Origin of the sequence: Thiofaba sp. EF100 (genome assembly GCF_039822285.1) — a bacterium.
Classification (GTDB): domain Bacteria; phylum Pseudomonadota; class Gammaproteobacteria; order Halothiobacillales; family Halothiobacillaceae; genus Thiofaba.
This window is the reverse complement of sequence record NZ_JBAJEY010000002.1, coordinates 270,136-291,711: the sequence shown is the minus strand read 5'-3', so window position 1 is coordinate 291,711 and position 21,576 is coordinate 270,136. Positions and strand designations below refer to the sequence as shown.

At 65.4% G+C, this 21,576-nt stretch carries 31 protein-coding genes and 1 tRNA gene; 25 read left to right on the top strand and 7 right to left on the bottom strand.

Annotation, left to right across the window (positions count from 1 at the left end; all coding sequences use genetic code 11):
- From V6D91_RS05775 to V6D91_RS05755, 5 genes are all read right to left on the bottom strand, one after another.
- The gene (locus V6D91_RS05775; protein WP_347318596.1) at positions 1 to 1,155 is read right to left on the bottom strand and encodes a methyl-accepting chemotaxis protein; all 1,155 of its coding nucleotides are present in this window, start codon (positions 1,153 to 1,155) and stop codon (positions 1 to 3) included.
- A gap of 187 nt (positions 1,156 to 1,342) precedes the next feature.
- The gene (locus tag V6D91_RS05770; protein WP_347318594.1) at positions 1,343 to 1,975 is read right to left on the bottom strand and encodes a response regulator transcription factor; all 633 of its coding nucleotides are present in this window, start codon (positions 1,973 to 1,975) and stop codon (positions 1,343 to 1,345) included.
- 58 nt (positions 1,976 to 2,033) lie between these two features.
- Complete coding sequence (locus V6D91_RS05765) at positions 2,034 to 3,482, bottom strand: histidine kinase (RefSeq protein WP_347318592.1); 1,449 nt, start codon at positions 3,480 to 3,482, stop codon at positions 2,034 to 2,036.
- Positions 3,483 to 3,560: 78 nt separating this feature from the next.
- Positions 3,561 to 4,958 (bottom strand): ATP-binding protein, encoded by a 1,398-nt coding sequence (locus V6D91_RS05760; RefSeq protein ID WP_347318591.1) that lies wholly within the window; start codon positions 4,956 to 4,958, stop codon positions 3,561 to 3,563.
- A complete protein-coding gene (locus V6D91_RS05755; protein ID WP_347318589.1) occupies positions 4,958 to 5,638 on the bottom strand; it encodes a response regulator transcription factor in 681 nt (226 codons plus the stop codon). The genes V6D91_RS05760 and V6D91_RS05755 overlap by 1 nt, the downstream gene beginning before the upstream one ends.
- Positions 5,639 to 5,739: 101 nt before the next feature.
- Here V6D91_RS05755 and V6D91_RS05750 point away from each other — a divergent pair, with 101 nt between their 5' ends.
- From V6D91_RS05750 to V6D91_RS05680, 15 genes are all read left to right on the top strand, one after another.
- Positions 5,740 to 6,402: a DUF1345 domain-containing protein gene (locus V6D91_RS05750; protein ID WP_347318587.1), complete on the top strand. Its 663-nt coding sequence runs from the start codon at positions 5,740 to 5,742 to the stop codon at positions 6,400 to 6,402.
- Between the two features lie 104 nt (positions 6,403 to 6,506).
- Entirely contained in the window at positions 6,507 to 6,875 is a 369-nt protein-coding gene (locus tag V6D91_RS05745; protein WP_347318585.1) for a PepSY domain-containing protein, read from the top strand.
- A gap of 403 nt (positions 6,876 to 7,278) precedes the next feature.
- Positions 7,279 to 8,697 carry an integrase family protein gene (locus tag V6D91_RS05740; protein ID WP_347318583.1) on the top strand — a complete coding sequence of 473 codons (1,419 nt, stop codon included), beginning with the start codon at positions 7,279 to 7,281 and terminating at the stop codon, positions 8,695 to 8,697.
- Positions 8,698 to 8,784: 87 nt separating this feature from the next.
- Entirely contained in the window at positions 8,785 to 9,063 is a 279-nt protein-coding gene (locus V6D91_RS05735) for a type II toxin-antitoxin system RelE/ParE family toxin (protein ID WP_347318581.1), read from the top strand.
- Positions 9,064 to 9,072: 9 nt separating this feature from the next.
- Positions 9,073 to 9,375, top strand: a complete 303-nt coding sequence (locus V6D91_RS05730) for a HigA family addiction module antitoxin (RefSeq protein WP_347318579.1) — start codon at positions 9,073 to 9,075, stop codon at positions 9,373 to 9,375.
- A 23-nt stretch (positions 9,376 to 9,398) separates the two neighbouring features.
- Positions 9,399 to 9,683 carry a helix-turn-helix transcriptional regulator gene (locus V6D91_RS05725; RefSeq protein ID WP_347318577.1) on the top strand — a complete coding sequence of 95 codons (285 nt, stop codon included), beginning with the start codon at positions 9,399 to 9,401 and terminating at the stop codon, positions 9,681 to 9,683.
- Between the two features lie 26 nt (positions 9,684 to 9,709).
- A complete protein-coding gene (locus V6D91_RS05720; protein ID WP_347318575.1) occupies positions 9,710 to 10,006 on the top strand; it encodes an XRE family transcriptional regulator in 297 nt (98 codons plus the stop codon).
- Positions 10,007 to 10,025: 19 nt separating this feature from the next.
- Positions 10,026 to 10,226 carry a hypothetical protein gene (locus V6D91_RS05715; RefSeq protein WP_347318573.1) on the top strand — a complete coding sequence of 67 codons (201 nt, stop codon included), beginning with the start codon at positions 10,026 to 10,028 and terminating at the stop codon, positions 10,224 to 10,226.
- An 81-nt stretch (positions 10,227 to 10,307) separates the two neighbouring features.
- On the top strand, positions 10,308 to 10,991 hold the full coding sequence (locus V6D91_RS05710) for a hypothetical protein (protein WP_347318572.1): 684 nt from the start codon (positions 10,308 to 10,310) through the stop codon (positions 10,989 to 10,991).
- 135 nt (positions 10,992 to 11,126) lie between these two features.
- Positions 11,127 to 11,333 carry a monooxygenase gene (locus tag V6D91_RS05705; RefSeq protein WP_347318571.1) on the top strand — a complete coding sequence of 69 codons (207 nt, stop codon included), beginning with the start codon at positions 11,127 to 11,129 and terminating at the stop codon, positions 11,331 to 11,333.
- A gap of 8 nt (positions 11,334 to 11,341) precedes the next feature.
- Positions 11,342 to 11,716, top strand: a complete 375-nt coding sequence (locus V6D91_RS05700) for a hypothetical protein (RefSeq protein ID WP_347318569.1) — start codon at positions 11,342 to 11,344, stop codon at positions 11,714 to 11,716.
- 2 nt (positions 11,717 to 11,718) lie between these two features.
- A complete protein-coding gene (locus V6D91_RS05695) occupies positions 11,719 to 12,087 on the top strand; it encodes a hypothetical protein (RefSeq protein ID WP_347318567.1) in 369 nt (122 codons plus the stop codon).
- Entirely contained in the window at positions 12,077 to 13,327 is a 1,251-nt protein-coding gene (locus tag V6D91_RS05690) for an AAA family ATPase (protein WP_347318565.1), read from the top strand. The genes V6D91_RS05695 and V6D91_RS05690 overlap by 11 nt, the downstream gene beginning before the upstream one ends.
- On the top strand, positions 13,327 to 13,695 hold the full coding sequence (locus V6D91_RS05685; protein WP_347318564.1) for a hypothetical protein: 369 nt from the start codon (positions 13,327 to 13,329) through the stop codon (positions 13,693 to 13,695). Before V6D91_RS05690 ends, V6D91_RS05685 begins: the two co-directional genes overlap by 1 nt.
- Before the next feature lie 321 nt (positions 13,696 to 14,016).
- Positions 14,017 to 14,274 carry a hypothetical protein gene (locus V6D91_RS05680; RefSeq protein ID WP_347318562.1) on the top strand — a complete coding sequence of 86 codons (258 nt, stop codon included), beginning with the start codon at positions 14,017 to 14,019 and terminating at the stop codon, positions 14,272 to 14,274.
- Positions 14,275 to 14,568: 294 nt separating this feature from the next.
- On the opposite strand, the gene V6D91_RS05675 is transcribed toward V6D91_RS05680, so the two are convergent.
- Complete coding sequence (locus tag V6D91_RS05675) at positions 14,569 to 15,057, bottom strand: DUF4124 domain-containing protein (protein WP_347318560.1); 489 nt, start codon at positions 15,055 to 15,057, stop codon at positions 14,569 to 14,571.
- A 435-nt stretch (positions 15,058 to 15,492) separates the two neighbouring features.
- Positions 15,493 to 15,568 (bottom strand) — tRNA-Phe (locus V6D91_RS05670).
- Between the two features lie 110 nt (positions 15,569 to 15,678).
- Between V6D91_RS05670 and hisB the strand changes: the two genes are divergently transcribed.
- The 10 genes from hisB to tatC are packed head-to-tail and all read left to right on the top strand — an operon-like array spanning position 15,679 to position 21,546.
- Positions 15,679 to 16,287: an imidazoleglycerol-phosphate dehydratase HisB gene (gene hisB / locus V6D91_RS05665; RefSeq protein WP_347318558.1), complete on the top strand. Its 609-nt coding sequence runs from the start codon at positions 15,679 to 15,681 to the stop codon at positions 16,285 to 16,287.
- A complete protein-coding gene (gene hisH, locus V6D91_RS05660; RefSeq protein ID WP_347318556.1) occupies positions 16,287 to 16,928 on the top strand; it encodes an imidazole glycerol phosphate synthase subunit HisH in 642 nt (213 codons plus the stop codon). The genes hisB and hisH overlap by 1 nt, the downstream gene beginning before the upstream one ends.
- Positions 16,929 to 16,951: 23 nt before the next feature.
- On the top strand, positions 16,952 to 17,692 hold the full coding sequence (gene hisA / locus V6D91_RS05655; RefSeq protein WP_347318554.1) for a 1-(5-phosphoribosyl)-5-[(5-phosphoribosylamino)methylideneamino]imidazole-4-carboxamide isomerase: 741 nt from the start codon (positions 16,952 to 16,954) through the stop codon (positions 17,690 to 17,692).
- A 4-nt stretch (positions 17,693 to 17,696) separates the two neighbouring features.
- On the top strand, positions 17,697 to 18,086 hold the full coding sequence (locus tag V6D91_RS05650) for a hypothetical protein (RefSeq protein WP_347318552.1): 390 nt from the start codon (positions 17,697 to 17,699) through the stop codon (positions 18,084 to 18,086).
- Positions 18,086 to 18,856, top strand: coding sequence for an imidazole glycerol phosphate synthase subunit HisF (gene hisF / locus V6D91_RS05645; RefSeq protein ID WP_347318550.1), 771 nt, complete (start codon positions 18,086 to 18,088; stop codon positions 18,854 to 18,856). Before V6D91_RS05650 ends, hisF begins: the two co-directional genes overlap by 1 nt.
- On the top strand, positions 18,853 to 19,236 hold the full coding sequence (hisI, locus tag V6D91_RS05640) for a phosphoribosyl-AMP cyclohydrolase (RefSeq protein ID WP_347318548.1): 384 nt from the start codon (positions 18,853 to 18,855) through the stop codon (positions 19,234 to 19,236). Before hisF ends, hisI begins: the two co-directional genes overlap by 4 nt.
- Positions 19,233 to 19,556: a phosphoribosyl-ATP diphosphatase gene (locus tag V6D91_RS05635; RefSeq protein ID WP_347318547.1), complete on the top strand. Its 324-nt coding sequence runs from the start codon at positions 19,233 to 19,235 to the stop codon at positions 19,554 to 19,556. Before hisI ends, V6D91_RS05635 begins: the two co-directional genes overlap by 4 nt.
- A 59-nt stretch (positions 19,557 to 19,615) precedes the next feature.
- Positions 19,616 to 19,900, top strand: coding sequence for a Sec-independent protein translocase subunit TatA (gene tatA / locus V6D91_RS05630; RefSeq protein ID WP_347318932.1), 285 nt, complete (start codon positions 19,616 to 19,618; stop codon positions 19,898 to 19,900).
- 60 nt (positions 19,901 to 19,960) lie between these two features.
- A complete protein-coding gene (tatB, locus tag V6D91_RS05625) occupies positions 19,961 to 20,464 on the top strand; it encodes a Sec-independent protein translocase protein TatB (RefSeq protein WP_347318545.1) in 504 nt (167 codons plus the stop codon).
- On the top strand, positions 20,461 to 21,546 hold the full coding sequence (tatC, locus tag V6D91_RS05620; protein ID WP_347318543.1) for a twin-arginine translocase subunit TatC: 1,086 nt from the start codon (positions 20,461 to 20,463) through the stop codon (positions 21,544 to 21,546). The genes tatB and tatC overlap by 4 nt, the downstream gene beginning before the upstream one ends.
- Positions 21,547 to 21,576: the final 30 nt, after the last annotated feature.

Here is a 21,576-nt window from a genome sequence, read left to right as displayed (position 1 = left end):
TTAAAAGAAGGTGATCTCGCCGGCGGACGCGGCGCTCGTGGCCGCCGCCCCCCCGCGGTGGTTGAAGCGCTCCTCCTCGGTGGTGTATCGCCGCTCGATCTCGGCCAGGATGGCCTCCGGATCGATGGCATCACCGCCGTCCAGCTGCGCGCGCAGGTAGTCCAGCGACTCCACGGCATGCTGGAGGATCTGGCTCATGCGGTCCTGGAACTGAAGGGAGACGAGGATGTCCTGGATCTCGGCGCGCATCAGCCTGCTTTCCTCGCGCAGCACAGAGGAGGACTGCGAAAGCCCCTCGGCCATGCCCTGCAGGCGCTCGAGCACCTCGTGGATGGTGGTCTCAGAGCCGGCCAGGACGCTGGCCTCCTGCTCCGAGGCCTGCTCGGCCATGTTCAGGGCCTGCTGCATGGCCTCGGAGATCTCGTCCACCTTGTGGCTGATCCGCCCGCCCGCCTCGTGAGACTGCAGCGAAAGGGCGCGCACCTCGTTGGCCACCACGGCGAAGCCGCGCCCCATCTCCCCGGCGCGGGCTGCCTCGATGGAGGCGTTGAGGGCGAGCAGGTTGGTCTGCGAGGCGATGGAGCTGACCTCGGAGGACATGCTCTTGAGGTCCTTGGCATAGGCATGCAGCCCCCGGATCGTCTCCAACATCTGCTCGCGCACGCGCACGGAGTCGCCGAGGCTGCTGATGACGGCCTCGAGGCGTTCGCCGCTCTCCTGGTAGGCGCGGTGCACCGCGTCCGCCTCGCCGCCTTCGCCGCCGTTCGATGCCTCCAGGGTGGTACCAATGCGGCCAACCAGGGTGGCAAAGCGTTCGGACATGGCGATCATCGCCTCCTCGGCCTGGCTGCGCGCCGTCTCGATCTGCCGCTCGATGATGGGCAGGGCGGCCTGCAGGCTGGCCGTCAGGCGCTGGTGGTATTCGCGTGCCCGCTCGAGTTCATCAGGCATGGTTTCCGGTAAGGTCATGGGGGTCTCATCCTTCCTCAAACCCCCGGCCACCCAGCCGGAGGCCATGCACGCCGCGAACACGCCGACGGCCAGCAGCACGCCGGCCACCCCGACGCCGGCCACCAGGACGGCAGCCGTCGCCCCCGCAACCCCAAGAAGGGCCGGGACCAGCAACGCCGGCAGGCTGAATCGACTCTCGGACATGCGCAAAGCACTCTCAGGATCAATCGGATGGGCGGATTATCCGAGTGCGCTGGTGCGGTAAATATCCGGGAAACGACGAACTTGCCTGTCATCAAAACCACGACGGGGCGTCGCAGAATCACGCAGGCAGGGCTGGAGGGCCAGGTTGTGGCATGCGCCCCCACGATGAGGGGGCCGAGGAAGGCGGTCAGCCCGCGAGGCCGTGCTCGACGACGTAGCGGGCGATCTCGGCGTTGGCCTTGAGGCCAAGCTTCCTGAGGATGCGCACGCGGTGGGTGCTGACGGTGGTGGTGCTGATGGACAGGGCCTCGGCGATCGCCGCAGGGGGCTGCCCCGCGGCGATCATGAGCATGATCTCGAGTTCGCGTGCGGAGAGGCGGGCATGCGGGGGGCCCTCTTCGCCATCGAACTGGCTGTCGAGCAAACGCTCGGCGAGGGAGGCGGGGATGTAGCGGCGGCCGCGCGCGATCGTGCGCACCGCCTCCAACACCTCCTCCGGATCGGCCTGCTTACTGATGTAGCCGCTCGCCCCCAGGCGCATGGCCTGGACGCCGTAGGTTTCCTCGGGATGCATGCTGTAGATCAGCACCGGAAGCTTCGGCTGCAGCTGACGGATCATACGCAGTGCATGCAGGCCAGGGCGGCCAGGCAGGTTGATGTCGAGGATCACCAAGTCCACCCCACCCTCGCGGACGCAAGCCACCGCCTCGGCCTCGGAGGCAGCCTCCAGCACCATAGTGACACGCGGCTCCATGCCCAGCAGGCCCTTGATACCGCTGCGCAAGAGGGCATGGTCATCGACGATCAATACCCGCATCATTCCTCCTTTGAGGGCCTCATCTTCCAGTGTAGGGAATTTCCACCCGCACGCAGGTTCCCTAGTCTCCGGATGATATCCTCACCTGCCCACCGACGAGACGGGCACGCTCCTGCATGCCGCGCACCCCCGTGGAGCGCGGGTCTTCCAACCTGCCGGCCGCGATGCCGCGCCCATTGTCACAGACCGAAGCCAGGAGGCGCCCCTCCGCGCAGCGGATCTCCACCCGCACCTCGCTCGCGCCGGAATGACGGAGGACATTGGTCAGCGCCTCCTGGGCGATGCGGAACACTGCCGTCGCCACCCGCTCATCCAGGGGCACATCCTCGCAGTCGCTCTCGAAAAGGCAACGGATGCCCGTGCGCCTGCCGCACTCCTCGACATGGCTCTGCAAGGCGGGAACCAGCCCCAGCTCGTCGAGCAGCTTCGGTCGCAGATCCTGGGCGATGGTACGTACCGTGCCGATGGTCTGGTCCAGCGCCCGATTGAGACCTGCAAGCTGCTCCAGGACCTCCGCGCCGGCAGCCTGCGCCTCCAACCGGCGGCGCAACAGGTAAAGGTCCATCTTCAGCGCGGTGAGGGAGGATCCCAGTTCGTCGTGCACTTCGTGCGCGATGCGGCGCCGCTCCTCCTCGCGCGCCTCCTGCAGGCGGGCGGCCAGGGCCTGCATCTGCGCCCGCGACTGGCTCAGCGCCTGCTCACCGAGCTTGGTTGCGGTGACGTTCAGCATGACGCCATCCAGCACCACCTCGCGCTCGTCATGCCTGTCCACGCTGGCGCGGATGTTGATCCACTTGACCTCCTCGTCGGGCGGAAGATGGAGACGTCCAGTCCAGTTGAGCACCCCGCCCTCGCGCTGGCAGCGGCGGATCTCGCCAAACAGGCCCGCCTTCTCGTGCAAGTTCAGCAGCCCGATGAAGGGCGAGGCATCCGCAAGCAGGGTCTGAGGGCTGACAAACAGCAACTGACGCACCCCCTCGCTGACATAGGCGAAGGACAGCCTGCCGTCGGTGTCGAACGACATCCGGAAGACGGCACCGGGGATGTGCTGGGTGATCGCGCTCAGCTGGGCCTCCCGCTCACGCAGGCGCCGCAGTGCCGCCGTGCGCTCCGCCTGCAGCTGGGCCTTGCCGAGGGCGCGCCGAATGGCCGGGGCCAGGCGGGCAAGGTTCGACTTGAGCACATAATCGAACGCCCCCGCATTCATCGCCTCGGCGGCATCCTCCTCGCCGATGTGGCCGGAAACGATGAGGAAGGGCATATGAGGCATGATGCCATGGACGATGCGGAGGACGGTCATGGCATCGAAATCGGCCACGTGATGCTCGGCGATGACCACATCCCAGAGACTTTCCCCCAGAGCGGCCCGCAAGCCCACGAGCGAATCCACCCGCCGCCACGCCAGCTTCATGCCCGCCGCCGTCAGATGGTCGACCAGGGCCTGGGCATCATCTTCCGAATCATCGACCAGCAGGACCCGGATCAGATCATCCTTGAGGGGAAACCACATGCTGCCGCGTGCGCTCTGACTGAGACGAAAGGGGCATGATAATGCAGTCTTTGCAGACCCGTTATTTCCAAGAACCAATTAAAAACCCTGCCCGCCGCGGGGCGCGGCCACAGGCAGGGTCAGACCGACCGTCAGTCCCCCGCCTGGAGTGTCCTCCAAGCGTAATCGCCCGCCATGCGCCCGGGTAATCGCTTGTACCAAGGCCAGGCCCAGGCCGCTGCCCGGCGTGCTGCGCGCTGCATCGCCGCGGGTGAAACGTTCAAGCACACACCCCTTTTCATTCGCGCTCAGCCCGGAGCCGTGGTCGATGACCGCCAGGCGCACGCCCGCGCCCTCTCCCCGGACCTCGATCTCGACGGAGGTGGCGGGCGGGGTGTGCTTGAGGGCGTTGTCGAGCAGATTGGCCAAGGCCTGCGAAAGCAGGGGCCGTGCACCCTCAACCTCGAGCCCCGGGCGTTCCACGTGGATCATCAGGCTGCGCCCGGCGGCCTCGAACTCGGGGGCGTAGAGCTCATGCAGCTGCTCGGCCAAGGCGCCGAGATCGAAGCGCTCCCGCAAGAGGCGCTCGCTGCCCGCCTCCAGCCGGGCGATGGTCAGCAGGGCCTCGAAGGTGGTGAGAATCTCCTCCACGTCATAAAGACTCGCCTCGAGCGCGGCGCGCAGATCACGCTCCTCGCGCGGCCGACCGAGAGCCACCTCGATGCGGGTCTTCAAGCGGGTGAGTGGACGGCGCAGATCATGGGCGACATGGTCCGACACCTCGCGCATCCCCGCCACGGCGGCCTCGATGCGGGCGAGCATGGCATTCAGGTGCTCGGCCAGGAGGTCAAACTCATCCCCACGGCCGGTGATGGGCACCCGCTGCCCAAGCTCCCCTGCGGCAATCCGTCCCGCCACTGCATTGATGGCGGTGATCCGCGCAAGCCACTGGCGGCCAAGCCTGCCCCCCATGAGCAGGGCCAAGAGCCCCCCCAGCACCACCAGGGCCGCGGCCAGGCCCAAGGCCAGATCCTGCAGATCCTCCAGTTCCCCGGGGGCCTGGGCAATCAGCAAGCGCCCGCCTTCGGGCAGGGCGACAGCGACCACGGCCAGACGCACCTCCCCATCGCCCTCGTCCTCTTGGGGCAGCCTGAGCGCCATCCGTTCAAGCCGCCCATCGAGCCTGACCTCCTCCGGCCCGTGGGGCAGGTTGCCCGCCATCCACCGCCCCTGGCTATCCTCCAGGCGGTAGTAACGCAGCCTTGCCTCGTCATGAAGCTGGGCCAGGAGGGTCAGGCTCGCCACCCGCGCATCCATCGGCAGGCTCGCCAGGGCCTGGGCCTCGCCTCGCAAGGCGGACTCGACCTGCCGTTCGGTGAAGTGCTCAAGCACCGCGAACAGGATGGCGAGCATCAGCAGAAGCGCAAGCATCTGCAGCAGGGCCTGGCGCAGGGCCAGGCGCATGGCGGTGGTGCGCAGCAGGGCCGGCAGGCGCATCAGATCTCGTCCCCAAGGCGGTAGCCCACCCCGCGCAGGGTGTGCAAAAGCGGCCGGTCGAAATCGCGGTCGATCTTGGCCCGGAGGCGACTGATCTGGCTGTCCACCACATTGGTCTGCGGGTCGAAGCTCAGGTCCCAGACCTGCTCCAACAGCATGGTGCGGGTGACGACCTTGCCCGCGCGGCGCATGAGGTATTCAAGCAGGCGCAGCTCGCGCGGCTGCAGGCGAATCAGCCGCCCGGCGCGGGTCACGCGGCGGCGCTCCAGATCAAGCTCCAGATCCTGCACACGCAGAACGGTCGCCTGGCCCTCCTGTCCGATCCCGCGGCGCCCCAGGGCCTCGATTCGCGCCAAAAGCTCGGCAAAGGCGAAGGGCTTGACCAAGTAGTCATCGCCCCCCGCACGCAACCCCTCCACGCGCTGATCCACCTGCCCCAGAGCGGAGAGCACCATCACCGGCGTCTTCACCCCACCCGCACGCAGCATGCGAATCAGGCTCAAGCCATCCCGTCCGGGCAGCATGCGATCGACGATCAGCACATCAAAGTGTGCATCAAGGGCAAGATTCAGGCCTGCCATTCCATCATGGGCCAGATCGACGACATGCCCGGCCTCCTCCAGCCCCTGGCGAAGGTAGGTCGCCGTCGCGGTGTCGTCTTCAACGATCAGAATGTGCATGGGGTGAGATTAGCGAATCCTGCCTTCCGTGTGCATGACCATCCGGTAAGCTTGGGCGCCGCCCTTGGTATGGCACCGTCGGGGTCGCTCTTGGAGAAGACATGAACACCCACACCCTGCACCAGCTGCACCCCCTGGCCCGCCTGAAGGCCTGGCACCGCCTGCTGTTCGCCACCCTCTGCGGCATGGCGGTGACCCTCCTTACCCCCGCCGCGCTGTGGGAGACACGCATCCTCGCCGGCTGGCTGGTCGGCAGCCTGGTGTACATGACCATCGTCTGGTGGGGCGTGGGCCGGCTGGATGCCGCAGGCACCCACCTGCGGGCCACCGCCTACGACCCGGGTCAGCGCGCCCTGTATGCCTTAGTCGTGGCCGCCAGCTGGGTCAGCCTGGTGGGGGTGCTCCTGGTCACTGACGCAGCCAAGGGCATGAGCGGCCTGGCCCGCTGGGCCCACATCGGCCTGGCTCTCGCCACCCTGCTGGCCACCTGGCTGCTCATCCAGACCGTGTTCGCCCTGCGCTATGCGCGTAATTACTACCGCACCACGGAAGGCGGACTGATCTTCCCTGGGCAGAGCACGCCGGACTATCTCGATTTTGCCTACTTTGCCGCGGTCATTGGCATGACCGCGCAAGTAGCGGATGTCGGCATCGCCACCTCCGCCATGCGCAGGCTGGTGTTGCTGCACGGCCTGGTGGCCTTCGCCTTCAACCTCCTAGTGCTCGCCCTCACCCTGAATCTGGTCGCCAGCGCCCTCGGGTGAGGTTCGCCATCTGGTAAGGTTGGCGCCAGTCAACCGCGAACTTGGATGCGTAGTCTTCACCTCACGGCAATTCCGCCGCCAACCCAGCGTAAAAGGTGATGACCATGACCAAGCGTACCCGTCTGATGACTTCCCTCGCTCTCCTTGCCACCCTCAGCACCGGCGCAGCCTTCGCCACCGGCGCCCTACCCCTGCCTGATGAGGTCAAAGGGGCGAGCCTTCAAGTGCCGCGCGGAACCCCGAAGGGTGAGCTGATCAAGCTTGCCAAGATCGACCAGGCTCAGGCCGAGGCCGCCGCTCTCGCCGCCCTGCCGGGCAAGGTCGTGAAGGCCAAACTCGAGAAGGAGGATGGCTACCTGGTCTGGCAGGTGGACATCCAGCACGCGCAAGGGGTGAGCGAGGTCGCCGTCGATGCCGGCAACGGGAAGGTCCTGGCCCTGGAGGCCGAGGAGGATGACGATCACGAGGGATAACCCTGTCGCCCAAGGAGGGGCCCAAAGCAAAACGCCCAACCGCAAGGGTTGGGCATTCTTGGAATTCTATGGTGGCCAGGGAGGGAATCGAACCCCCGACACGGGGATTTTCAATCCCCAAAAGATTGCATTTTGCAACGTTTATCGGCGTTAGCCGAAACCCAATAAATCCAGAAAATTCATCGGCTTGCGCGATTTTTGCAATTCATGCGCGTTAGTCTATATTTGCCTCAAACGCTACCCAAGCGCTACCCAGGCGCTACCCCAGCGCTACCCAGGATTTGATGCCCTGGAACCAAGGGACGGGGGCGAAACATTGAAACGGCCCCCAAACAAACAGGCCCTGGAGGTGCGGCAACACCACCCAGGGCCCTGACCACCGACGCATGAAAGGGATGCGCCTATGGCTGCCAAAAACTCTACCACTACCCGCGTGAACTTCACCGCTGCCCGCGTGCGGGACTTCACATGCCCGCCAGACAAGGGCGAGGTCACGCTATGGGACTCTGCCGCGCCTGGGCTTGGTCTGCGTGCCCGCCAAGGGGGAGCCAAGGCTTACCTGTTCCAGTACCGCATTCATGGCAAAGCCGCCCGCGTGACCATCGGCAACCCGGATGCCTGGACTCTTGACCAGGCCCGTGCGGAGGCCCGCCGCCTTAAGGTGCTGGTGGATCAAGGCATTGACCCCCGCGAGGAACGCGAGGCCAAGGCCAAGGAGCACGAAGCCAAACAGCGGGCCAAGGAAGCTCAAGCCCGCGAAGAAGCCCGGCAGGCGCTGACCCTTGGCGATGTTTGGCCTCACTACATCGAAGCCCGCAAAGATTATTGGGGCAAGCACTCGCTCACAGACCACCACAAGGCCATGCAAACGCCTGGGCTGCCACGCAAGCGTTCCAAGCTACCCACCGCCGCCGGTCCGCTGTACGCCTTGCGCGATGTGCGCCTGGTGGACTTGACCCCCGAGCGCCTGCAAGCATGGCTGCAAACCGAAACCAAAACGCGCCCGACCGTCGCCAGCCGTGCCTATCGCCTCTTGCGTGCGTGCCTGAACTGGGCAAGCGAGGAGCCCCAATACGATGGGCTCATCCAAACCAAGGCTGTGACCGCCAAGAAGGTGAAACAGCTCATCCCACGCGCTGAGGCCAAAGAGGACAGCCTGGAACGGGAGCAGCTCGCGGCATGGTTTGGTGAAGTGCGGAAACTCCAAAACCAGACGGTTTCGGTCTACCTGCAAGCCCTGCTCCTCACTGGAGCCCGCCCGGAGTCCTTGCGGGCCCTGCGCTGGGACGATGTGGACTTGCAATGGCACCGCCTCACCATCCGCGACAAAGTGGCAAGCCGTGGAGGGCTGGACAGAACGCGCACCATCCCGCTGACCCCCTACGTCGCAAGCCTGCTCCTCGACCTCAAGCGCCGCGCTGCGAATGTCCGCCCCCTCCGGGACGGTCAAGCGCCCGGACCTTCCCCTTGGGTGTTCGCTAGCTCCACCAGTGCCAGCGGGTACATCAGCGAACCGGCCCGCCTGAATGCCCGCGTGTGTGAACTGGCGGGCATCCCCCACGTTTCCCCGCATGGCCTGCGCCGCAGCTTCGGAAGCCTCGCTGAATGGGTTGAGTGCCCGGATGGCATCGTCAAGCAGATACAGGGCCACGTCCCTGGAGACGTTGCCAACAAGCATTACCGCGTCCGCCCCATCGACCTCTTGCGCCTGTGGCACGCCAAGATCGAGGCGTGGATTCTGGAACAGGCCGGGATCGAGCAGCCCGCCATTGAGAGGACCCTAACGGGCCTTCGTGTGGTCAAGGCCGGGGGTAGGAATTGAATTCCTCCCCTTCGGCCCGCCCTGCGCCTATGCGTGATTGGGCAAACTCACATTGACAACTGTAACGCAACACACAACAATTCAGCCATGATTCGATCATTCCGCCACCGCGGACTGGAAGCCTTCTTCCGCACCGGCAGCAAGGCCGGAATCCAGCCGCATCACGCGGGCAAGCTGCGCGTGATGCTTGCCACCCTGGATAACGCCACCGGCCCGGAAGACATGAACGCCCCCGGCTGGAAGCTGCACCCCCTAACTGGCGACCTTGCCGGACATTGGGCGGTGTGGGTGAACGCCAACTGGCGATTGACCTTCCTGTTTGTGGGCGCGGATGCCGAGGTTGTGGACTATCAGGACTACCACTAGGAGGTCACCATGAATGCCACCCGCATGCACAACCCACCTCATCCTGGCGAGGTCCTGAAAGCATGGCTGCCCGAGGGAATGACCGTGACCGAGGCCGCTCAAGCCTTGCACGTTGACCGGGTCACCCTCTCCAAGCTGCTGAATGGACGCGCCGGAGTGTCGGCAGGCATGGCGCTGAGGCTGGCCCAATGGCTGGGCACCTCGCCCGACCTTTGGCTAGGGCTCCAGGTGCAATATGACCTCTGGCGAGCCTCACAACACCGCCTGCCGCCGATTGAGCCGCTGCGCAAGCCCGAGCCTGCCGCCGCCTGATGCCTCTAAGGAGGGGGCGAGCCATGATGACAACTCTTGATGAGCTTAAAGCCAAGCTGCTGGAGCACCCCGAGGTGAAGGCGACCTATGACGCCTTGGAGCCCGAGTACGCCATCGCCCGCGAACTGATCGCCGCAAGGGCACGCGCCGGGCTGACCCAGGCCCAGCTTGCCGAACGCATGCACACCACCCAGAGCACCATTGCCCGCTTGGAGAGCGGGAAGAGCATGCCCAGCCTGCGCACCCTGGCCCGCTATGCCGAGGCCACCGGAAGCCGCGCCGTCATTCGGCTGGAGGCGAGGGAGTAAGCCTTGGAGAGACTACCTGCGCCATCATGACCGTTGAAACCTATGCCAGCGTCTGGGACGCCCTAGCGGATTCCCCCGAACAGGCCGCCAACCTGCGAGCCCGTGCCGAGCTGATGCAAGCCATGGCCCAGCACGTGCGCCGCCACGGCTGGACCCAGGCCGAAGCCGCCCACCGCTGTGGCGTGACCCAGCCGCGCATGAACGACCTCTTGCGCGGGAGGATGAGCCGCTTCTCGCTGGACGCCCTCATCAACATGGCGACCGCTGCCGGGCTGCGTGTGCACATCGAAGCGTTGGAACCCGCTGAACCTGCCGCCGCCTGATGCCCCAAGGAGGGATCGCATGCACCGCCCTGACCGCCCCCACGATGAAACCCTCATTGAGCTGATGCGCAAGGACCCGGCCTTTGCCGAGGAACTGGTATCGGTGGCCCTGGAGGAAGCGGACCAACCTGGCGGACGCGAGGCTCTGATGACTGCCCTCCGTTGCCGTGCCGAGGCTACCGGCAACCGTGCCGTCATTCGGTTGGCGGGGAAAGCGTAGAGCCCACCAACAACAAAGCCCGGCAGGTGTGCCACCACCTGACCGGGCCTCTCACCACCCATGCACGCGAGGAGTGCAATCATGGCTGCCAAGAAGGATAACCAACCCGCCCGCGTTGAGCTACCGGAAAAGGAGTGGTTCAGTCTGGAGGAAATTGCTGAACGCTGGGGGTGTAGTGTTGATGATTTATTGCACTATGGTGAAACGGACGTCATCAGGATTTGCGCCAAAACAAGAAACATGCAGTTTGTGCGAGGGCGCATACAAAACGGGCACTTCATTGACTCTAGCGAGCCAGAAAAGATAGCCGGCATCATTGCCGTGCCACCCCCTATTATTGGGGAGATTGCAGACGGCAAACCCATAACTGAAGGAATATGGGCTGAGTTAAAAAAGGAGAAGATAGGCGATGAGGCGGCCAATCCGACCAGTTGGTTTTGGATTGATAGCATGGATGCTGTAGGACTAAAAAGCCTTGTAATCACACGCGAAGAACGCGACCGCTTCGAGCGCGAATATCGCCTCGGCGCATACGCTGGAACGATGCCCAGCAAGGCGGAAATGGAGGATCGCCTCGACCCGCGCAAAGAGAAGACCTACCTCCAGATGATCCGCGTCCTCCTTAAAGCTGCTGGCCTTCCACGCGAGCCTTACAGTGCGGCTCATGAGTTACAGGCTAAGGCTGCCAAGTACGGCTTAAGCCTACCCTCCAAGGACGAAACCATCGCGGAGAAAATCAAGGCGGCCATCACACTTGAAGACTAGCCGTCAAGACCTTCTATCCCGATAGGAGACTATCGGGATAGAGGTTCATCCCTATAGGGACAAAACGCGATTGGCGGTCAATAGATTGGGCCCTGCCAGCACATGAAGGCTGGTGAATTCAAGGAGCCCAATCACATGAACGACATTCCCCTCTCCACCGAAGAACTGGCCCGGCTGGTCAAGATCAAGCCGTCCTCCATCCGCGTGCACTACTGCGAGCGCGGGCATTACTTCGGCCTGGTTCCCCTCAAACTCCCCAATGGCCGCCTGCTGTGGCCTGCGGACGCCCTGGAGCGCATGTCCGCCTACCGCAAGACCAAGAGCGGGGAGGGCGAGCAATGAGCGCACAAATGAAAACCCCCGCTGGCGGGCGGGGGTGGGCCGAAATGAACGGTGGAAGCGGTATCGGCAAGGGTGATTCTTGCACCGCCACCCGGCCCGCGCAATCCCTCCCCAAGAGCCAATGGCCCGCGACCTTTGAGCACGCCGTGGTCATTCACCCCGACCACCGGGGCAACCCCGCGCTGATGGATGCCCTCTGGTCGACGCTCAAGCGGGCCGCCGGGGTCCTGCTGTTCGTGACCGAGAACCTGGACGGCAACGGGGGCGAGTTCACGCCCTCCCCCGAGCGGGTGCGCGATGCGTTGGATGCCATCGAAGGCCACCTCACCCAGGCTTTGATGATCGCGGATGCGATGGCCCATGGAACCACCCTGGAGAAGTGACCATGCGCCCCCGTAAGCCGCCCTATGCCCACCAAGCCTGCGCCCGCCTTGCGCCCACGGCCCAAGGCCGCGTGCCGGGCTTTGGAACCCTGATCGTGCACACCGGCCCCCGCGCCTGGGAGGTCGCCCGCCATGATCCCCGCGCCTGTGTCCTGCTCCCCCCGGGGGAGGCCCCGGAAGGCTTTGACTGGAACCTTGCCCGGCTCGCCACCCCGCCCGTGCTGATCATGGATGGGGGCGAGGCGCACGCCCTTCTTGACCGTCTGGCCCGCGCCATCCTGCGTGATGCCAAAGGGCGGGCATTGCTCCTGGGCACGGGTGTTAGGCCCTGCCCGCTCTATGTTGCCGAGGAGGTGGCCCATGCTGCTTAGTGATGTGGTGGTGACCAGCGCGGAACTCGCGGCCATGCGCCGTGAGGCTGGGATGCTCGATCCGGCCCCCGCAGATGTGGTGCTCATCCAGGCATCAAGCATCCGCCCCGAGCCCATCCGTTGGCTGTGGGGAGGATGGATGGCTCGCGGCAAGTTCCACCTCTTGGCCGGACGCCCTGGGCAGGGAAAGACCATGCTGGCCTTAGGGCTCGCTGCGACGGTCACCACGGCAGGGCGCTGGCCCGACGGTACACGCTGCCCGGAAACCGGGCAGGTGGTGATTTGGTCGGGCGAAGATGACCCGAAGGACACCCTGGTTCCGCGCCTGATGGCGGCTGGAGCCGATCTTGAGCGCGTGCATTTTGTTGGTGACCGGACGGATGGCTCCCCCTTTGACCCGGCCAATGATCTTCCCCTGTTGGCGGAGAAGATGCGCCGCTTGCGTCCGGCGCTGCTGATCGTTGACCCCATTGTGTCTGCCGTAGCGGCGGATTCCCACAAGAATGGCGAGGTGCGCCGTGCCTTGCAGCCGTTGGTGGATATGGCCGCCGCCGTGGATTGTGCGGTGTTGGGCATCACCCACTTGAGCAAGGGCACCACGGGCCGGGAGCCGGTGGAGCGCATCACTGGCAGCATCGCCTTTGGCGCGATAGCCCGTGTGGTGCTCTTGGCGACCAAGCGGGAAGACCCACCGCCAGGCGAAGCGCCGCGCTTGCTGGTGCGGGCCAAGTCCAACATCGGCCCCGATGAAGGCGGGTGCACCTACGACCTGGAACAGGTGCGGATCGAGGGGGACCTGTATGCCACCCGTGTGACCTGGGGAGCGCCAGTCGAGGGCCCAGCGCGGGAGCTGCTCGCCCAAGCGGAGAGCGTGCCCGGGGAGGAAGACGATGGCGGAACCCTTGGGGATGCCATGCGCTTTCTGCGGAACCTGCTTGCCGATGGGCCGTTACCGCAAAAGCAGATCATGGACGATGCCCGCGGTGCGGGGTACTCCGAGACCACCATCCGGCGGGCCAAGCAAAGGCTAGGGGTGGAGGCTGTGAAAGAGGGAGGGTACTTCGGGGGCCACAAACAACAATGGGCTTGGAGGCTTCCACCTGAAGATGATCAAGAAAACCTGAAGATGCCCACCTTTCAAAGGTTGAGCACCTTCAAAGAAGCTGATCACCTTCTGGCCCCCGAGAAGCCTTTGGCTGACCAAGACCAGGCCGAAGGCACCGACGAGGAGCGCTTCTAATGACCCCCTTGGAGCTTGCCGACCACCTCGAAGCGCGGGGGTTCCGCCTGAGTGTGCAGGATGGCCACCTGATCATCGCCCCGGCCTCCCGCCTGCTGGACGCTGACCGGGCCTTGATCCTCCAACACCGCGACACCCTGGTGGCCTTGTTGACCAACGATTACTCCACCCTGCCCGATGGCTGGCACCGCTCCCCCGGCCTGCCCAGCCGCGTGGTGCGCATCCAGGGCGGGCACCTGTTCGATTCCGTGTGCTTTGAGTCCGAGGCCGCCGCTTCCGACTTCCTGGAACGCCTGCGTCAAGGGGAGCACCCCGAGGAGGCCATGCGCAACGCAGGGCGCACGCACCCAACCCTCAAGGCCGCCTGAAGTGATGACCGACAACGCAGACCCCCTACAAACCCTCCGCGCCATCCGCCTCTGCGGCCCCGCGAATGCCGCCACCTGGGCCACGGCAGCCGCCGCACTGCTGACCCAGACCGATGAAGACCTCACCGAGCAAGACGCCCTGCACTTGCTCGAATCCGTCCTCCCGCCATGCCGCCTACGCGGATTCTGGCCCGAGGTGTTACGGGCCATGCTTGCCCTAGGCGCGGGCAGGCCGCCGCCCCCGCCGGTGGATTGGAGCCTCCCCACCCCAAGCCCAGACCGCCCCACGCGCCGCCAGCAAAAAACTGAGAGATAGAGCCTATGACCCAGAGCACCACCCCCAAGCGCCCGCCCAACGCCGGAAAAGGCCGCCCCAAGGGCAGTCCTAACAAACTGACCCGGGACCTCAAGGCCATGATCGAGGCCAGCCTGCACGCCGCCGGGGGCGAACAGTACCTGACCGAATGCGCACTCAGCCCCGATCCACGCATCCGCGCCGCCTATCTGCGCCTGCTGGAGAAACTCCTCCCGCACAACATCGAAGGCCCCAAGGATGTGGTGGTCACGTGGGAGCCTTGAGCGGGAGGGGGTGGGCTGCCTCCCTCATTTGAATTGAGGGGGTAGGGGCCTTGAGCGGGAGGGCGTCGGTACTGCCGACACCCCCGGAAAGTCACCGCAAAGTCACCACGGATGACACAAAAAAGCACTCCACCCTTCCTGACCCGTGCCGGAGTTACCGTTGGGGGGCTCAGGGCTGCTTACTGATGCAAGCCCCCTATGAGGACGTTTCGCTCGCCAATATGGGCTCTGCTCTGTGTGGCGCGGTTATGTTGTATGACAAGTGCCGCCCTTGGCGGAGGTGGAGATTGAGGTCTAAGGCTTTTCGCGCATGCGGTTCAGCTCGTCGATCAGCCGCTGCTTTTCCATCTGCGCAGACTGGATGCTGGTCCCATACTGAGTGGCAACGGCATCCATCTCTGTAGCGAGGCTCTGTTCCCACGTCGCCCCAGCAAGGTTGTTGTTCGCATGAATCCGCTTGACGCGCAACATGAGGATTTTTGCATCACGGTCGCGTTCAAGCTGCGCGATGCGCGCGTCGGCATCAGCGATGGCCTGTTCGAGTTGTCTCATACGCCGATCACGCTCCATGCTCGACGCAGAGGCCTGAATAGATGCATTCACCACGGATTGTTCAGCCATCGCATCCGCTGAAGGCTTCACGACCTTCGGCTTGACCTCCACCGCGTCCTTGGCACACGGCTGCTGGGAGAACACGGTCTGCCCATTGACTACACACTTGTAGATTTCGGCATGGGCCAAGACCGGAACGGCAAGGAGCATGGGGATGATGAATGCACGCATGGGACTGTCCTTAGTTGCGCATTGCTTTAGCTTTAGCACGCTGGCAAACATCCTTCAACGACTGTCGGAGGGTAAGAAAACCGACGGGGGCTGCCCATCCTCACTCCCCACAACTGCATTTGGCTAAAAGCCCAAGCCAAAACCGACATCCCCCGGCCTCTGCGCCGGGGTTTCGTTTGCCCCCCTTCGCCAGGCCCATCATGCCAAGAGAGCACAAAAAGCTTGAGGGCCACGAAATCACTTCAAGCACCGCCCCTGCCTACCAAGAGAGCCCCGATCCAAGGCGCCGATGCGGCCTTCCCATCCCTCCATCAAACTGCGCCGCGTCCCTGCTTGAAGCTTGGACGTTTCGTTGCAGCGCTACCCCAGCGCTACCCAGGCTTCCTTCGGACATGAAAAAGCCCGCACTGAGGCGGGCTAAGTCATTGAATTTGTTGGTGGCCAGGGAGGGAATCGAACCCCCGACACGGGGATTTTCAATCCCCTGCTCTACCAACTGAGCTACCTGGCCGACTGGAGGCGCACATTAAAGCCTCGACGCGAGGCGGCGTCAAGATTTTTTATCACCGCGTTTCCGCCGCGCGCAAGCTCATTGTATGCTTTCCCCATCATCAGCCTGTAATGAAGACCATGAGCCAGACCTCGCGCCGAGCGTACGTTTCCCGGGACACCCTGGAAACCCGCGTGCGCGTCCAACTCGACCTCGACGGCACTGGCCGCGGCGAGTTCCGCACCGGCGTGCCGTTCCTCGAACACATGCTGGACCAGATCGCGCGCCACGGCCTGTTCGACCTGACCGTGGAGTGCGAAGGGGATCTGCACATCGACGACCATCACACGGTGGAGGACATCGGCATCACCCTCGGCATGGCGCTGGCGCAGGCGGTGGGCGACAAGCGCGGCATCCGCCGCTACGGCCATGCCTACGTGCCGCTGGATGAGGCCCTCTCGCGCGTGGTGATCGACCTGTCCGGTCGCCCAGGGTTGGTGTTCGCGTGCGACTTCACCCGCGCCAGCATTGGCCGCTTTGAGACCCAGCTGGTGCAGGAGTTCTTCCAGGGCTTCGTCAACCACGCGCGCGCCACGCTGCACATCGACAACCTGCGCGGGGTGAATGCCCACCACCAGGCGGAGACCATCTTCAAGGCCTTCGGCCGCGCCCTGCGCATGGCCTGTGAGCCGGACCCGCGCCTGGGCGACGCCCTGCCCTCCACCAAGGGCGCGCTCTGATGGGTACCGTGGCGGTCGTCGATTACGGCATGGGCAACCTGCGCTCGGTCGCCAAGGCGATCGAGCATGTAGCCCCGGCCGGCATGCGTGTGCAGGTGACCAGTGACCCTGGCGAGCTGGCCGCCGCCGACCGCATCGTCTTCCCCGGCCAGGGCGCGGCCCGCGACTGCATGCTGGAGCTGGACCGGCGCGGCCTGCGCGCCCCCCTGCTGGACGCTGCCCACAGCAAGCCGTTCCTCGGCATCTGCATGGGCATGCAGGTGCTGATGGAGCGCAGCGAGGAGAACGGTGGCACCGCCTGCCTTGGCCTGTACCCCGGCGAGGTGCGCTTCTTCGGCCATGAGCTGAAGGATGCGACCGGCGAGCGGCTGAAGATCCCCCACATGGGCTGGAACCAGGTGTGGCAGGCCCGCGCCCACCCGATCTGGGACGGTATCCCGGACGGTGAGCGCTTCTATTTCGTCCACAGTTACCACGTGGTGCCCAAGGACCCCGAGCTTGCCCTCGGCGCCACCGATTACGGCATCCGCTTCGTTTCTGCCATCGCGCGGGGCAACGTGGCCGCCGTGCAGTTTCACCCGGAGAAGAGTGCGGAGGCGGGCTTGAGCCTTCTGCGCAACTTCCTCCACTGGAATCCCTGAACCGCCCGAGGACCTAAGACGTCATGTTGCTGATTCCCGCCATCGACCTGAAGGAAGGCCAGTGTGTGCGCCTGCGCCAGGGGCGCATGGAGGACGACACCGTCTTTTCCAGCGATCCGGTGGCCGTGGCCGCCCGCTGGGTCGAGGCCGGCGCGCGCCGCCTGCACCTGGTCGACCTGGATGGCGCCTTTGCCGGCAAGCCGAAGAACAAGGAGGTGATCCGCGCCATCGCCGAGGCCTTCCCCGACCTGCCGATCCAGGTGGGTGGCGGCATCCGCGACGAGGCGACCGTGGAGGCCTACCTCGATGCTGGCGTGAAGTATGTGATCATCGGCACCAAGGCGGTCACCACCCCGGGCTTCATCAGCGACCTGTGCGTGTCCTTCCCCGGTCACATCATCGTCGGCCTGGATGCGAAGGACGGCAAGGTGGCGACCGAAGGCTGGTCCAAGCTCTCCCACCATGATGTGATCGACATGGCCCAGCACTTCGAGCGTGACGGGGTGGAGGCGATCATCTACACCGACATCAGCCGCGATGGCATGATGCAGGGCGTCAATGTCGAGGCCACCGTGCGCCTGGCGCAGGCGGTGCGCATCCCGGTCATCGCCTCCGGCGGCGTGACCTCGATGACCGACATCGAACGCCTGTGCGCCGTGGCCGACGAGGGCGTGGCCGGCGTGGTCATTGGTCGCGCCCTGTACGAGGGCGGGCTGGACCTGAAGGAGGCCCAGGCCTACGTCGATCAGCGCTGCCCTGACTGAGGCCATGGACGAATCGCGGTCGCGCGATGACTTCTCCGCCAGCCGGAATCTGCATGCCGTCGAACTGGACGCGCACTTCCTTGAGCTGGTGGAAAAGTCGGGCCTGACGCTCGACCAGCGCGGCATGGCCCATGCCGTGCGCTGCATGGGGCGGAGGATGAGCGACGGCTGGAGCGCGCCCATGCTCGCCGTTGCCGCGAAGCCGCAAGAACTTACCTTGGTATCATCCCTCCCCCTCGAAGAAGGGCAGCGCCTGATCCTCGAACGCGGCGATCGGCTCGACAAGGAGCGCTTCGTCGAGGGCATCGTCCAGCATAGCCGCCGCGGCGGTCGGCCGAACGACGATGACCACGTCTTTGTTTCTATCCTGAAAATCACCCACGGTCATTTCTAGTGCTCGCCAAACGCATCATCCCCTGCCTGGACGTGGCCGAAGGGCGCGTCGTCAAGGGCGTCCAGTTCCTCGGCCTGCGTGATGCCGGCGACCCGGTCGAGATCGCCCGCCGGTATGACGCCGAGGGCGCCGACGAGCTGACCTTCCTCGACATCTCCGCCAGCCACGAGGGGCGCGAGACCATGCTCCACGTGGTCGAGCAGGTGGCCGAGCAGGTCTTCATCCCGCTCACCGTCGGCGGCGGCATCCGCACGGTCGCGGACGTGCGCCGTCTGCTCAACGCGGGCGCGGACAAGGTGTCCATCAACACGGCCGCGGTGGTCAATCCCGACTTCGTGCGCGAGGCCAGCGACAAGGTCGGCAGCCAGTGCATCGTGGTCGCCATCGACGCCAAGCGCGTCTCGGCCCCCGGCGAGCCGCTGCGCTGGGAGATCTTCACCCACGGCGGGCGCAAGCCCACGGGGCTCGATGCCATCGCCTGGGCACGGAGGATGGTCGACTACGGCGCCGGCGAGCTGCTGGTCACCAGCATGGACCGCGACGGCACCCGAGCAGGCTTCGACCTTGAGCTCATGCGCGCCATCAGCGAGGCCGTCGAGGTGCCCGTGATCGCCTCCGGCGGGGTCGGCAACCTCGACCACCTGACCGCAGGCATCCTCGAGGGCAAGGCCGATGCCGTGCTGGCCGCCAGCATCTTTCACTTCGGCGAATACAGCGTGCACCAGGCCAAGGAGCACATGGCCCGCGCCGGGATCGAGGTGCGCCTGTGAGCTACCTCGACCAGATCAAGTGGACGCAGGAGGGCCTGGTGCCGGTGATCGCCCAGGACGCCGCCTCCGGGCGCATCCTCATGTTCGCCTGGATGAACCGCGAGGCGCTGGAAAAGACCGTGGCCTTGGGCGAGGCGGTGTACTGGTCGCGCTCGCGCAACAAACTCTGGCACAAGGGCGAGAGTTCCGGGCACGTGCAGAAGGTGCGCGAGATCCGCCTGGACTGCGATGGCGACGTCCTGCTGCTGGAAATCGAACAGGTCGGCGGCATTGCCTGCCATACCGGGCGCGAGAGCTGCTTCTATTCCCGCCTCGAGGGCGGCGAGTGGGTGCCCGTCGACCCGGTGCTGAAGAACCCCGAGGAGATCTACGGCGCATGAGCAACGACATCCTGAACGCGCTGCACGCGGTGCTCGAGGCGCGCAAGCAGGCCGCCCCGGAGAGCTCCTACGTCGCGAGCCTCTACGCCAAGGGCCGGCCGACCATCGCCAAGAAGGTCGGCGAAGAGGCGGCGGAGACCATCATCGCCGCCATCCAAGGCGACCACGACGCACTGGTGTACGAGACCGCCGACCTGTGGTTCCACAGCCTGGTGCTGCTGGCCGAGGCCGGCATCCCGCCGCAGGCCGTGCTGGACGAGCTGGCGCGCCGGTTCGGCCTCTCCGGCCACGCGGAGAAGGCGGCGCGGGCCAAATCCTGATAATGTTTTACCGACTGTGACGGCCTCAGCCGGCCGCATCATCCCTATTCACGAGGAGTATTCCCATGGGCGCACTTAGCATCTGGCATCTTCTGATCGTCCTTCTGATCGTCATCCTCCTGTTCGGCACCAAGCGCCTGAAGAACATCGGCTCAGACCTTGGCAATGCCATCAAGAGCTTCCGCTCCGCCGTCAAGGACGAGAACAAGGAGGGCGAAGCCAAGCCTGAAACCACCCAGACCGCGCAGAACCTGCCCCCGCAGGGCGGTCAGGCCCCGACGCAAGGCCAGCCGCAGGGCCGCGTGATCGAGGGCGAGGCCACCCGCGACACCCACAAGTCCTGATCGAGGGGGTAGAGTCCCGTCTGCCGCGCGCAGGCGGGCCCCCTCTCACGAGCCGCCAGCATGTTCGACCTCAGTTTTTGGGAGATCGCGGTGATTGCGGTCGTGGCCGTCATCGTCGTCGGCCCCGAGCGCCTGCCCGGTCTTGCCTACAAGGCCGGCCAGTGGGTCACCAAGGTGCGCCGCTTCGTCGCCAATGCCAAGGCGGAGATGGAGAGCGAGTTCAACACCGCCGACCTGCGCAAGCTGCTCTCCGCCCAGGAGGAGGAGATGCAGCGGCTGCGCCGCCTGGTGGAGGACACCCGCCAGGAGGTCGAGCAGGAGGGACGGCGCCTGACCGAAGCGCTGGAGCACGGGGCGGACACGACGGCCAGCGCAGGCAAGCCGGTCCCGCCCGCCGCCCTGTCCAGCCCGAACACTCCACCCGCGCCCCGCACACTGGAGGACGACATGCAGGCCCTCAGCCAGGAGCTCGGTGAGACCCTGCATCGCCCGAGCTTCGGCGGCGAGGACAAACCTGAGCCCTCCCCGACACCGCACACGCCCCCCGGCAGCAAGCAAGCATGACGGACCACAACGCCAACACCCCCGATCCCGGCCTGTCGGAGGGCATGAAGGGGTTCATTGCGCACCTGATCGAACTGCGCGACCGCCTGTTGCGCGCCGTGCTGGCCATCATCGTGCTCATGGTGCTGCTGTTCCCCTGGGCCAGCGAGCTGTTCCATGCCTTCGCCACCCCGGTGCTGAACAGCCTGCCGGAAGGCCAGAGCATGATCGCCACCGGCGCCATCTCGCCGTTCTTCATCCCGATCAAGCTCGCCGCGCTGGCCGCCGTGTTCCTGGCCATGCCCTACCTGTTGTACCAGCTGTGGGCCTTCATCGCCCCCGGTCTGTACCAGCATGAGCGCCGGCTCGCCATGCCGCTGATCGTGTCCAGCTCCGTGCTGTTCTACATCGGCGCGGGCTTCGCCTACTTCATCGTCATCCCGGCGGTCTTTCATTTCATGGGCATGTTCGCACCGGAAGGGGTGTCGTTCATGCCGGATATCGGCAGCTACCTCGATTTCTCGCTCACCCTGTTCTTCACCTTTGGCCTCGCCTTCGAGGTGCCGGTGGCGGTGGTGCTGCTCTCCGTGATCGGCGTCGTCACCCCCGACCAGCTGGCCGAGAAGCGCCGTTACGCGATCCTGGTGGCCTTCATCATCGGCGCCATCTTCACCCCGCCGGACATCCTCTCCCAGTTCATGCTCGCCATCCCGGTGTGGATGCTCTACGAGCTGGGCATCCTGGTGGCGCGCATGATGGTGCGCGAGAAGGCCAAGCACGCCGAAACCGAAGGGGCTGCGGAACAGGGCTTGCTGCCTGCTGCGGGCGCGGCCGCGGCCCTCCCAACGGCCGCCGGCGGTGACGACCAGCCGCCCGCGCCGGAGGGTGAGGCCGCCTTCCGCCCCCTCACCGCCGAGGAGATGGACGATGAGCTGGCGCGCGCCGAGGAGGAGGAGCGCCGACTCAGTCAGGGCGAAAACACGCCCCAAGAGCAGGGCGAGCCGCCGGCCGGACAGCCGGAGGATGAGGCGCCCGAGGCCACCCCGCCGCACCTGCGCGATGACCGCAACACCTCGCTGCAGGACCCAGACCGCAAGGACTGAGGCTTCCCAAAGATCAAGGCGACTCACACC